Origin of the sequence: Christensenella hongkongensis (genome assembly GCF_000981035.1) — a bacterium.
In the GTDB taxonomy this organism is placed as follows: domain Bacteria; phylum Bacillota; class Clostridia; order Christensenellales; family Christensenellaceae; genus Christensenella; species Christensenella hongkongensis.
Genome location: NZ_LAYJ01000068.1, coordinates 1 through 12,904 on the forward strand (window position 1 = coordinate 1; position 12,904 = coordinate 12,904).

Annotated in this window: 8 protein-coding genes; all 8 read right to left on the bottom strand. The window is 50.7% G+C overall.

Annotation, left to right across the window (positions count from 1 at the left end):
* A partial coding sequence (locus CHK_RS15540) for a GTP-binding protein (protein ID WP_082103371.1) occupies positions 1-323 on the bottom strand: 323 nt, incomplete at its 3' end.
* A gap of 81 nt (positions 324-404) precedes the next feature.
* Positions 405-2,483 carry an elongation factor G gene (gene fusA, locus CHK_RS03590; protein ID WP_046442670.1) on the bottom strand — a complete coding sequence of 693 codons (2,079 nt, stop codon included), beginning with the start codon at positions 2,481-2,483 and terminating at the stop codon, positions 405-407.
* 363 nt (positions 2,484-2,846) lie between these two features.
* Positions 2,847-3,317, bottom strand: a complete 471-nt coding sequence (gene rpsG, locus CHK_RS03595; protein ID WP_046442671.1) for a 30S ribosomal protein S7 — start codon at positions 3,315-3,317, stop codon at positions 2,847-2,849.
* Between the two features lie 178 nt (positions 3,318-3,495).
* On the bottom strand, positions 3,496-3,870 hold the full coding sequence (gene rpsL, locus CHK_RS03600; protein WP_046442672.1) for a 30S ribosomal protein S12: 375 nt from the start codon (positions 3,868-3,870) through the stop codon (positions 3,496-3,498).
* Positions 3,871-3,942: 72 nt separating this feature from the next.
* Complete coding sequence (locus tag CHK_RS03605; protein WP_046442673.1) at positions 3,943-4,191, bottom strand: ribosomal L7Ae/L30e/S12e/Gadd45 family protein; 249 nt, start codon at positions 4,189-4,191, stop codon at positions 3,943-3,945.
* A 50-nt stretch (positions 4,192-4,241) separates the two neighbouring features.
* Positions 4,242-5,033: a hypothetical protein gene (locus tag CHK_RS03610; protein WP_131925059.1), complete on the bottom strand. Its 792-nt coding sequence runs from the start codon at positions 5,031-5,033 to the stop codon at positions 4,242-4,244.
* A 109-nt stretch (positions 5,034-5,142) separates the two neighbouring features.
* The gene (gene rpoC / locus CHK_RS03615; protein WP_046442675.1) at positions 5,143-8,712 is read right to left on the bottom strand and encodes a DNA-directed RNA polymerase subunit beta'; all 3,570 of its coding nucleotides are present in this window, start codon (positions 8,710-8,712) and stop codon (positions 5,143-5,145) included.
* A 61-nt stretch (positions 8,713-8,773) separates the two neighbouring features.
* On the bottom strand, positions 8,774-12,559 hold the full coding sequence (rpoB, locus tag CHK_RS03620; protein ID WP_046442676.1) for a DNA-directed RNA polymerase subunit beta: 3,786 nt from the start codon (positions 12,557-12,559) through the stop codon (positions 8,774-8,776).
* Positions 12,560-12,904 lie beyond the last annotated feature (345 nt).

The following is a 12,904-nucleotide window of genomic DNA, read 5'->3' on the forward strand; positions in this document are numbered from 1 at the left end:
GCCGATACCACCAGGATCGCTCCGTCCATCTGCGCCGCTCCCGTGATCATGTTCTTTACATAGTCCGCGTGTCCCGGGCAGTCTACGTGCGCGTAATGGCGCGTATCTGTCTCGTACTCCACGTGCGCTGTATTGATCGTGATTCCACGCTCTTTTTCTTCCGGCGCTTTGTCGATTTCGTCATACTTGGTCGCTTCCGCTTTTCCCGACTTTGCAAGCACCGTTGTGATCGCTGCCGTCAGCGTTGTTTTTCCATGGTCTACGTGTCCGATTGTTCCAATGTTTACGTGCGGCTTGTTTCTCTCAAACTTACCCTTTGCCATTACTTTTTTCTCCTTATTACTTGTTACTTTTCGCTATACTGTTTCTTTTGCCTGCGCGTTCATTTCGCGACGCATTCAGGCTTATTTCTTTTCTCCGGTGATTTTTTCCACCATGCTCTTCGGAACCGGTTCATAATGGTCAAACTGCATTGTGAACTGTCCGCGGCCCTGCGTCCTGGAACGAAGGTCCGTTGCATAGCCAAACATTTCTGAAAGAGGCACCATCGCGCGGATGATCTGTCCGCCGCCGCGTGCTTCCGTACCTTCGATACGTCCACGACGCGAGTTTACGTTACCCATAACGTCGCCGAGGTATTCCTCAGGTACAACGACTTCAACCTTCATCATCGGCTCAAGCAGGATGCTGCCGCCCTTTGCGAACGCTTCCTTGATCGCCATGGAACCTGCGATCTTAAACGCCATTTCAGAAGAGTCAACCTCGTGGTAAGAACCGTCGACCAGCGTTACCTTAAAGTCCATAACCTCGAATCCGCCGATCAGGCCGCTCTTTGCAGCTTCCTGAATACCGTTGTCGATGGACGGGATATATTCCTTCGGAATCGATCCGCCAACGATTTTACTTTCAAAAATATAACCGCTGCCCGGCTCCAAAGGCTCCACGTGGATTTTACAATGACCATACTGGCCCTTACCACCCGACTGGCGGACATACTTGCCTTCCACGTCGACCGGCTTTGTCATGGTCTCGCGGTAGGAAACCTGAGGCTTACCAACCGAAGCTTCCACCTTAAATTCACGAAGCATACGGTCTACGATGATCTCCAGATGCAGTTCGCCCATACCTGCGATAATCGTCTGGCCCGTCTCCTCGTCCGTATAAGCACGGAACGTCGGATCTTCTTCTGCCAGCTTTTGCAGCGCTACGGACATTTTTTCCTGTCCCGCTTTGGTCTTGGGCTCGATAGCAACCTGGATAACCGGATCCGGGAACACCATGTTCTCAAGAATAATCTGCTGTTTGTCGTCGCACAGCGTATCGCCTGTTCCAACATCTTTGAAGCCGACTGCCGCTGCGATATCGCCAGCTTCGACCTCGTCTACTTCTTCCCTGTGGTTTGCGTGCATACGCAGGATACGTCCGATTCTCTCGCGCTTTCCTTTTGTGGAATTGAGCACGTAAGAACCGCTTCTCACCTTACCGGAATAGACGCGGAAGAACGCAAGCTTACCAACAAACGGATCTGCCATAATTTTGAACGCAAGCGCTGCGAACGGACCGTTTGTGTCCGCCGGACGCTCGATTTCTTCATCCGTGCCCGGCTTGATTCCCTTGATTGGGGGAACGTCGAGCGGGGATGGCATAAGCTCTACGATTTTATCGAGCAAAGGCTGAACGCCTTTGTTCCTGTAAGCGCTGCCGCAGCATACCGGAATAATCGAACCTGCGATTGTACCTTTGCGCAGCACTTTGATGATTTCATCCTTTGAGATTTCTTCGCCCGCAAAATATTTTTCCATAATGGATTCGTCGTGATCCGCTACTGCTTCAATCAGCTTTTCACGGTATTCGTCCGCCATGTCTTTCATGTCGTCCGGGATATCCACCACGTCGAATTTCGTACCTGTCGGATCATCTTCCGGATATACGACCGCCTTCATCTCAACGAGGTCAACGATACCCGAGAAAGTGTCTTCCACGCCAATCGGCAGCTGAAGCGGCACAGGATTTGCGCCAAGTCTCTCCCTGATCATGTCGACAACATTGTAGAAGTCAGCACCCATGATATCCATTTTATTGACAAACGCCATACGCGGTACGCCATAGCCCTCCGCCTGTCTCCAAACGGTTTCAGACTGTGGCTCTACGCCGCCTTTCGCGCAAAAAACCGCAACAGCACCATCAAGCACGCGCAGCGAACGTTCAACTTCTACCGTGAAGTCAACGTGTCCGGGCGTATCGATGATATTGATCTGGTGGCCCTCCCACTGCGTCGTTGTAGCAGCAGAAGTGATCGTGATACCTCTTTCCTGTTCCTGTTCCATCCAGTCCATGACCGCATTACCGTCATGTGTATCGCCGATCTTATATGTCCTGCCCGTATAAAACAGGATACGTTCGGTGGCAGTGGTTTTACCGGCGTCGATATGCGCCATAATACCAATATTTCTTACCTTTTCAAGTGGAAATTTTCCAGCCATTGTTTCTCCTTTCCATTCTGATAAAAATTTATAAAAACATTTTTATTTTACCCTAACAGTACTATTTTACCTTATTACGATGAAAAATACTGCAATTTCATAAAATGTTTACCGTCTGTTTACACCAAATTCACAGTGAAACAAACGGCAACAATACCGCGTTTTCCATGACACACGCTGCCGTGTGTTCGCTTGCCACAGCACACCAATCCTGTTCTGTCCCTTCCGGGCAAAGGCCGCGGCCCTGACCTCGTTCTTATGCCTTCATAAGGTCTCTGTTTAACGGCACTAACGGTTTTAAGAGCAAAATACGCTCCTAAAACCGCTTCCTGACCATTTCATGAAATTTTAAGATACGCTTCCTTACCAGCGATAGTGTGCAAACGCCTTGTTTGCTTCCGCCATCTTGTGCATATCTTCTTTCTTCTTAACGCTTGCGCCCGTATTGTTTGCAGCATCCATGATTTCCGCCGCGAGACGTTCCCTCATCGTGCGCTCACTGCGTTTGTTTGAGAACAGTGCCAGCCAACGGATTGCCAGTGTCTGACGGCGCTCCGGACGAACCTCCATCGGAACCTGGTAGGTCGCACCACCCACACGCCTTGCCTTAACTTCGAGTACAGGCATTATGTTTTCCATGCAGGCATTGAATACTTCAATCGCATCCTTGCCTGTTTTTTCTTTGATTATTTCAAAAGCGTCATAGCAAATTCTCTGGGATGTACCACGCTTGCCATCAACCATGATCTGGTTGATCAGCTTCGTCAGCACCGTGCTGTTGTACATCGGATCCGCTATTACCTCACGCTTTGGAACTCCACCACGTCTAGGCATTGAAAAGCCCTCCTTATATTAAAAGAATCATTTACCATTCCACACGAACGGGAAAATCCCCGCCCATTTCCAGAAAACTCCCAACTGCAAAATCAGCATTTTCGCAGCCGGTCCAGGAAAATCCCGCTATGCTCTGCGGCATACGCAGGAAAGATACGCCACTAATCAGGGCGATATCTTATTTCTTGGGCATTTTCGCACCGTAGCACGAACGCGATTGTTTTCTGTCTGCAACGCCGGCCGTATCAAGCGCCCCGCGTACTATATGATATCTTACACCAGGCAAGTCTTTTACCCTGCCGCCTCTGATGAGGACAACGCTATGTTCCTGCAGGTTGTGACCGATTCCCGGAATGTAAGCCGTACCTTCCATGCCATTTACAAGGCGAACCCTTGCAATTTTACGCAAAGCAGAGTTAGGTTTCTTAGGAGTCATCGTCCTAACCGCCAAACACACGCCTCTCTTCTGAGGACACTGTTTTAAAATAGGCGAATTCGATTTCGAAACCTGGGATTTTCTGCCTTTTTTTACCAGTTGGTTAATGGTAGGCATACACGCACCTTCCTTTCTTCCTTATCAATTCTAATTGTTATGGCTCAAATTCTCCGCAACCCATGAAGAGAATTAATTTTTGATGATAGCCGCGCAGGCCGCTGAAACTTCAATTCCGCACTGCCTTCCAAGCTCGCGCATCGATTCCACATACACCACATGGATGTCTTGCTCGCCGATGGCCTCAAGGATACGCTCCTTGATATGCTCCTCCGCGTCGTCTGCGATATACACCGCCGAAACATCGTCCGCATCAAGTCCGCGCAGCAGTTGTTTTAGCCCAACCACCTTGTTTTCAGCGTTTTTCAGTTCATCATACATGATTACACACCTCAAAAAAACGCAAAAAGCGCGCCTAAATATAATATCACTTAAATGTTCATATTGTCAAGCGTTTCCTCGTCCTCATCTTCCTCGATTTCGAGATTACGCTGCGGTTTCAAACATTCGTACGTCTTTTTCTTGGAGAAAAACACACGCGGCATTCCGTTCGTCGTCTGGAAAAAGAACCAGCCACGGTCCAGCATCTGCTTGATCAGCTTAATTTCCCGCAGGTCTATCCTGACCTTTTTCGCTATTTTCTTTTCATATGCGGCAGCCATGTTCTTTCCAAGGAAATATCCGGCAAGCCCCATCAGTATCACAAGCAGATACGGCATGAAAACAAACCAGTTTGCAAGCGGCCCGCTGATCTGCGGGATCATCAGCAAAACAAATCCCGCAATCACAAACAGGATCAGAATCCCCATTTGCATAAAATCAATCCTGCGGAATGCCTTCCTGCATTCTTTGCCAATACTCACCTGCATTGTGAGGAGCGATCCGACAGGCGTACGCACCTTTTTCCCAAGCCCAAAAATCAGGCCTTTTTCCGCGTACGGCTCCGAATGCGCAATTTCAAACGTCGCATATCCATCCATTTCCTCAGGCTCTTCGCTTTTGCAAAACTGGCATTTACCGGTGGAATGGAGCTCGTCAATGTTGTTTGGAAGGTAGGATAACGTGGTTTTCCAGTTGGAAAGCGCCTTCTCCTTTGCCTCCGGCGTTTTCAGCGTACTGATATAGCACTGATAGCAGCCGTTTCTCCCCAGCCACTCGCACAGCTCGCTGTCCGCGATCGGGCACATTTTCTTCGGGTCGCTGCCCTGACCCGTTTGGTTCATATTGCTCATTAATTCCTAAACCCCTTTTGAGACGGGCGCTGTTTGCGCCCTGATAAAATAACGGGCAGAGGTAAGTATAACCTCCGCCCACCATTTTCACAACATTTCTTTATATTTCCGTATCTGTGATATCCACATCGATCTGCGATGCGATGTCGTCGTTTACCACATTTGAGATCACATCGATATTTTTATACCGCTTCATGCCTGTTCCGGCAGGAATCAGCTTACCGATAATGATGTTCTCCTTAAGCCCCAGCAGCGGATCCACTTTTCCTTTGATCGCCGCCTCGGTGAGCACCCTTGTCGTTTCCTGGAAGGACGCTGCCGAAAGGAAGCTGTTTGTGGAAAGCGAAGCCTTCGTGATTCCAAGGAGTACGCGCGAAGCCGTTGCCGGCTCTTTGCCCTCGCGGATCATTTGCTCGTTTTCCTTATCAAACTGGAAGATATCCACCAGTTCGCCCGGAAGCATACTGGTATCTCCCGCATCCTCAATCTTACACTTCTTGAGCATCTGGCGAACGATGATCTCCAGATGCTTGTCGGAAATCTCAACGCCCTGCATCCGGTACACCATCTGTACTTCCTTGAGCAGATACTCCTGAACGCCCTTGACGCCCTTGATTTTCAGGATGTCATTCGGGTTAATCGAGCCTTCCGTCAGCTCGTCGCCCGCTTCGATCACCTGTCCATCCGTCACGGTAACGCGCGAACCATAAGGGATCAAATATGTTTTTGCTTCTCCGGCGTCATTGGCAACCGTGATCTCGCGCTTTTTACGCGTGTCGTTGATCGCAACTGTTCCGGCGATTTCAGAGATGACCGCAAGTCCGCGCGGCTTTCTTGCCTCAAACAGCTCTTCTACACGGGGAAGGCCCTGTGTGATATCGCCGCCGGCGACGCCGCCCGTATGGAACGTCCTCATGGTAAGCTGCGTACCAGGCTCGCCGATGGACTGCGCCGCGATAACGCCTACCGCTTCGCCGATATCCACTTTGTTGCCCGTCGCCATATTCGCGCCGTAGCACTTTGCGCACACACCGTGCTCGCTTTTGCACGTAAACACGGTACGGATATATACTTCTTCGATGCCTGCCTTTACAATCTGAGACGCAATCTCGCTTGTAATCAGTTCGTTCGCCTTAATGATTACGTTTCCGTCAGAATCGATCACATCCTGAGACGTATAACGTCCCCTGATCCTGTCTTCGAGCGGCTCAATAACCTCTTTGCCGTTCGTGTTGGTCAGTTTCCTGATCGGCACGCCCTGCACCTGTTCTCCAAGGTTCTCAAAGCAGTCGATTTCGCGGATGATCACATTATGCGATACATCTACGAGCCTGCGCGTAAGGTAACCCGAGTCGGCTGTACGGAGCGCCGTATCCGCAAGACCTTTTCTCGCGCCGTGCGAGGAAATAAAGTACTCCAGAACGGTAAGGCCCTCACGGAAGTTTGCCCTGATCGGAATCTCGATGATCTCACCATTCGGATCGGCCATCAGTCCGCGCATACCGGCCAGCTGCCTGATCTGGTTCGTGGAACCACGCGCACCGGAATTTGCCATCATGTAGATTGGATTGAATTTATCGAGGCTCTTCATCAGAGCGTCCGTTACCTTATTGGTGGTTTCTTCCCAAACCTTAACGGCATTGTCTTTTTTCTCTTTTTCGGTCAGCAGGCCGCGCTTGTACTGCTTTTCGATTGTCAGTACGCGGTCCTCTGCTTCCTGGATCAGCTGTTTCTTGGCCGGCGGGATCTTGATGTCAGATACGCTGACCGTAATCGCGCCGATCGTCGAATAGTGGAAGCCCTGCTTTTTGATCGCATCCAGAACATGCGATGTTTTTGTCGGCCCAAGCTTCGCAAAGCAAAGGTCTACCAGTTTGCCGAGCTGTTTCTTGTCGATCAGCTGGTCAACCTCAAATTTCAGTTCGTTTTCAGGCAGGCTGCGGTCCATATACCCAAGATCCTGCGGAATCGCCTGATTGAAAATCACACGGCCCGTGGTCGTCTCGATAATGCCCGTCTTCATTTCCCCGTTCACCTCTTTGGTGACACGGATTTTAACCATTGCCTGCAGGTCGATATTGCCTGTGTTGTACGCAAGGATCGCCTCGTCCGGCGAAGCAAAAATGCTTCCTTCGCCCTTTGCGCCTTCCCTGTGGATTGTCAGGTAATACGATCCGATGACCATATCCTGCGTCGGCGAAACAACCGGTTTTCCATCCTGCGGCTTCAAAATATTGTTTGCCGCGAGCATCAGGAACCTTGCTTCGCTTTGCGCTTCTACGGAAAGCGGTACGTGCACAGCCATTTGGTCGCCGTCAAAGTCGGCATTGTAGGCCGTACAAGCGAGCGGATGCAGCTTGATTGCGCGTCCCTCTACAAGCACCGGCTCAAACGCCTGGATGCCAAGCCTGTGCAGCGTAGGAGCACGGTTTAAGAGAACAGGATGTCCCTTGATTACCTCTTCCAGCACGTCCCAAACCTCCGGGCGCACCTTCTCTACCATACGCTTTGCAGATTTAATGTTATGGGCAAAGCCTTCTTCCACAAGCTTTTTCATGACGAAGGGCTTAAAGAGCTCAAGCGCCATTTCCTTGGGAAGCCCGCACTGGTACATCTTCAGTTCCGGCCCTACCACGATAACGCTACGTCCGGAATAGTCGACACGTTTTCCCAGAAGGTTCTGGCGGAAACGTCCCTGCTTACCACGCAGCATATCGGAAAGGGACTTTAACGGACGGTTGCCCGGGCCAGTTACCGGACGCCCGCGCCTGCCGTTATCGATGAGCGCGTCCACCGCTTCCTGCAACATACGTTTTTCGTTCCTTACGATGATATCCGGCGCACGAAGCTGCAGCAGCCTGTTCAGGCGGTTGTTGCGGTTGATCACGCGGCGGTACAGGTCGTTGAGGTCAGACGTGGCAAAACGTCCGCCGTCAAGCTGTACCATAGGCCGAAGCTCGGGCGGAATTACCGGCACGACATCCATAATAATCCATTCCGGTTTATTCCCGGACTGGCGGAATGCCTCCACCACCTCAAGGCGCTTGATTGCGCGGATGCGTTTCTGTCCCGTTGAAGTTTTCAGTTCCTCACGCAGTTCCTTTGCGGACGCGTCAAGGTCAACGTTCTTTAACAGTATCTTGACCGCTTCCGCGCCCATTCCGGCAGAGAATGCTTCCTCGCCGAACTTTGCCTGCGCTTCGCGGTATTCCTTGTCTGTCAAAAGCTGCTTATACTCAAGGGGCGTTTCGCCCGGATCCGTCACCACAAAAGCCGCAAAATAAAGCACCTTTTCCAGTGACCTCGGCGACATATCAAGGAGCAGTCCCATACGGGAAGGAATCCCCTTAAAATACCAGATATGCGAAACCGGAGCAGCCAGCTCAATGTGGCCCATACGCTCGCGGCGCACCTTAGCGCGCGTTACTTCAACGCCGCACTTTTCGCAAACGATACCCTTATAACGGATTCTTTTATATCTTCCGCAGTGACATTCCCAGTCCTTTGTCGGCCCGAAAATGCGTTCACAGAAAAGTCCGTCCTTTTCCGGTTTCAATGTGCGGTAGTTAATGGTTTCAGGCTTTTTAACCTCTCCCCTAGACCACTCGCGAATTTTCTCCGGAGACGCCAGACCTATCTGAATCGAATCAAAAGTGTTGAGTTCAAACAAAGTAAACTCCTCTCCTCTCTACTATGTCAAAAATTTTCTATTTCTACCAAGTACCCTGCGCTTACAGATCGTCGTCGTCATCGAGCACATCCGTGTCGATGTTCAGGTCTTCCGTAATCTCTATGTCGTCGTCCATATCAGAAATCACATCGTCTGCAAAGTCGTCGTCAAAATCAATCTCCTCATCTTCAAGGAGGTCGATATCCGGCAGGTCAAGCTCGTCGATGGAAAGATCGTCGATATCCTCGATGACCATATCGCCCGCATCGAATTCTTCCTCGCCCTCCGGCAGGTCTTCCGCTCCGGCAATGTTGATGTCGATCGCCATTCCATCGTCCTCGTCCGCTTCCTTGATCGCGATTTCCCCGCGGTCTTCCGAAAGGACCTTGATGTCAAGGCCAAGGCTCTGCATTTCCTTAATGAGCACCTTGAACGATTCCGGAACGCCCGGCTCCGGGATATTCTCGCCTTTCACGATTGCTTCGTACGTCTTAACACGCCCCACAACATCATCCGATTTTACCGTCAGGATTTCCTGCAATGTATTTGACGCGCCATACGCTTCAAGCGCCCAAACTTCCATTTCCCCAAAACGCTGTCCGCCAAATTGTGCTTTACCGCCCAGAGGCTGCTGCGTAACGAGAGAGTAAGGGCCTGTGGAACGTGCATGAATCTTGTCGTCAACCAGATGATGCAGTTTCAGGATATACATGTAACCGACGGTAACACGGTTTTCGAACGGCTCGCCGCTGCGGCCGTCGTAAAGCACTGTTTTTCCGTCAGGCGATAATCCGCTCTGTTCTAAAAGCTGCTCGATATCCTCCTCCGTAGCGCCGTCGAATACCGGCGTTGCCACGTTAAAGCCCAGCGCCTTCGCCGCCATGCCAAGGTGAACCTCCAGCACCTGCCCGATATTCATACGGGAAGGAACGCCCAGAGGGTTCAAAACAATATCAAGCGGCCTTCCGTCCGGCAGGAACGGCATATCCTCCATTGGAAGAATACGGGAAATAACACCCTTATTACCGTGGCGTCCGGCCATTTTGTCGCCCACGGATATTTTTCTTTTCTGCGCGATGTAAACGCGCACCAGTTTATTGACTCCCGCCGTGAGCTCGTCCTTGTTCTCACGCGTGAATATTTTTACATCGACGACCACACCGCCTTCGCCGTGCGGCACCCTCAACGAGGTATCGCGAACCTCCCGCGCCTTCTCGCCAAAAATCGCGCGCAGCAGGCGCTCTTCCGCCGTAAGCTCGGTTTCGCCCTTGGGCGTCACCTTGCCGACCAGAATATCGCCGCTTCTCACCTCCGCGCCAATGCGGATAATGCCGCGCGAGTCAAGATCCTTCAGGGCGTCCTCACCAACGTTTGGAATATCGCGGGTGATTTCCTCCGGCCCAAGCTTGGTATCGCGGGCTTCCGCCTCATATTCCGCAACGTGGATTGAGGTAAGCACATCGTCCTTCACGAGACGCTCTGAAATCAGCATAGCGTCCTCGTAGTTGTAACCTTCCCATGTCATAAAGCCAATGAGCAGGTTCTTTCCAAGGCCAAGCTCTCCGTTCGCAGTGGACGGTCCGTCCGCCAGAACCTGTCCGGCTTCAATTTTCTGTCCTTCATAAACGATTGGGAGCTGATTGATACAGGTGCCCTGGTTGGAACGTGCAAACTTGATCAGATGGAATTCCGATTCCGTTCCGTCGTCATTGCTGATTACGATATTTTTTGCGTCGACGCTCTTCACAACCCCGCTCTTCTTGGCAATCGAAAGTACGCCGGAATCGTATGCTGCCTTATATTCCATACCGGTGCCGACCACAGGAGCCTCCGGGATTAGCAGCGGCACTGCCTGCCTCTGCATGTTGGAGCCCATCAGCGCACGGTTTGCGTCGTCATTTTCCAGGAACGGAATAAGCGACGTCGCCACCGAAACAAGCTGCTTCGGGGAAACGTCCATCAGGTCTACCTCGTTCCTCGACACTTCGACAATCTGGTCGCGCACGCGGCACATAACGCGCTCATGCTCAAACACGCCGTCGTCGCCGAGCGGCTCGTTTGCCTGCGCCACGATGAGGTCTTCCTCCTGGTCCGCAGTCATATAACGGACCTTATCCGTTACAGCGCCCTTTTTCTTGTCGATCATGCGAAAAGGCGTTTCAATAAAGCCATATTCGTTTATCCTGGCATATGTGGAAAGAGAACCGATAAGGCCGATGTTCGGCCCTTCAGGCGTCTCAATCGGGCACATACGTCCATAATGCGAGTGATGCACGTCGCGCACGTCAAAGCTTGCGCGATCACGGTTCAGGCCGCCCGGCCCAAGCGCCGACAATCTTCTTTTGTGCGTAAGCTCTGCAAGCGGGTTTGTCTGGTCCATGAACTGCGAAAGCTGCGATGAACCGAAGAATTCTTTGATCGAAGCCGTTACCGGCCTGATGTTGATCAGGTTGGAAGGCGTTGCAACGTCCATATCCTGGATGGACATTCTTTCACGCACGACTCTTTCAAGCCTTGTAAGGCCAACCCTGATCTGGTTTTGCAGCAGTTCGCCCACGCTCCGCAGTCTCCTGTTTCCAAGGTGGTCGATGTCATCCGTAAGGCCAAGCCCATGCTTCAGGCCAAGGAAATAGCTCACAGAAGCGAACATATCGTCAATGATGATATGCCGCGGAATCAGCACGGAAACATTCGCGCTGAGTTCTTCTTTCAGCTTCTTGGTATCCGATCCGCACTCGTCAAGGATTTCCTTGAGTGCAGGATAATATACTTTTTCGTTGAGGCCAACTGATTTGGGATCAAAGCTCAGGTACTTCTTCGCGTCTACAAAGCGGTTGCCGTGTACGCGCGCAATCTCTTCGCCTATTGAAAGATCAACATACGAAAGTCCCGCGTTTTCGATCTCCAAGGCAATTTTTTCCGTGATCACATCACCGGCGGCAACAAGAAGCTCCCCGGTGTCTTCATTGATCACGTTGCCTGCGGCAACCTGGTTTACAATGCGCTGGGAAATCGCAAGCTTTTTATTGAATTTGTAACGTCCGACACGTGCAAGGTCGTAACGCTTGTTATCGAAAAACAGCGAACCGATTAAAATATTCGCGCTTTCCACTGTGGGCGGCTCGCCCGGACGCAGGCGCTTGTAAATTTCGACAAGCCCTTCCTCCTTGGTGGAGGTGTTGTCCTTTTTAAGCGTCGCTTCGATATTAATATCGTCCCCAAAAAAATTCCGCAGGTCCGTATCCGTCGAAAGGCCCATCGCACGCAAAAACACCGTCACGGGAAGCTTCCTCGTGCGGTCAACACGGATATACATACAATCGTTGGAATCCGTTTCATATTCAAGCCACGCGCCGCGGTTTGGAATCACGGTGGAGCTATACAAATCTTTTCCGGTTTTGTCCTTTGCGTCCCCATAGTATACGCCCGGGCTCCTCACGAGCTGGGAAACGATGACGCGCTCCGCGCCATTAATAATAAAGGTGCCCTTTTCCGTCATAAGCGGAAAATCGCCCATGAAAACTTCCTGCTCTTTTACCTCGCCCGTCTCCTTATTGAGCAAACGGACCTGAACCTTTAAAGAAGCGGCATAGTTTACATCGCGTTCCTTGCATTCTTCCACATCATATTTCGGCGTTTCAGAAATGTGATAATCGACAAACTCCAGTACGAGGTTCTCAGAATAGTCTATAATAGGGGAAATGTCTTTGAGCACTTCTCCAAGACCCTCCTTCAAAAAACGTTCGTAAGAGTTTTTTTGGATTTCGATTAAGTCCGGCATGTCTAGAACTTCTTTGATCTTCGAAAAGCTCATTCTCTTATTTGTTCCAAACTTAACTTCATGCATACTCAACAACAACTCCTATATTTAAATTGATTACGTACAACTGTTATAAATACCTGTAGACGGCTTTTTCCAAAAAACGCGCAAAAAGCGCACTCCCATGCGTTTTTTTCACCAGCCGATAGCGGCAACTTTCCACAGTACTACTATGCTAATGCAGTTTACTATATTATCATAAGAAAATCAAGATGTCAACCTCTTTTTTCATAACCTTTTACAAATATTTTCTCTGGGCTGCAAAGCAAAAGACTCGTCCATCCTCCTGATCATTCCTGTGCAACGCCGCCTCAAACAAACGCATTTTCTGAAACAAAAACCGGGGCATACCGCAGCGCCCCAGTTTTCAGC

Excerpts from the sequence above, each read along its gene's own strand:
- rpoB (WP_046442676.1), bottom strand. The coding sequence starts at position 12,559 with ATGCATGAAGTTAAGTTTGGAACAAATAAGAGAATGAGCTTTTCGAAG.
- rpsG (WP_046442671.1), bottom strand. The coding sequence starts at position 3,317 with ATGCCTAGACGTGGTGGAGTTCCAAAGCGTGAGGTAATAGCGGATCCG.
- rpsL (WP_046442672.1), bottom strand. The coding sequence starts at position 3,870 with ATGCCTACCATTAACCAACTGGTAAAAAAAGGCAGAAAATCCCAGGTT.
- CHK_RS03605 (WP_046442673.1), bottom strand. The coding sequence starts at position 4,191 with ATGTATGATGAACTGAAAAACGCTGAAAACAAGGTGGTTGGGCTAAAA.
- CHK_RS03610 (WP_131925059.1), bottom strand. The coding sequence starts at position 5,033 with ATGAACCAAACGGGTCAGGGCAGCGACCCGAAGAAAATGTGCCCGATC.
- fusA (WP_046442670.1), bottom strand. The coding sequence starts at position 2,483 with ATGGCTGGAAAATTTCCACTTGAAAAGGTAAGAAATATTGGTATTATG.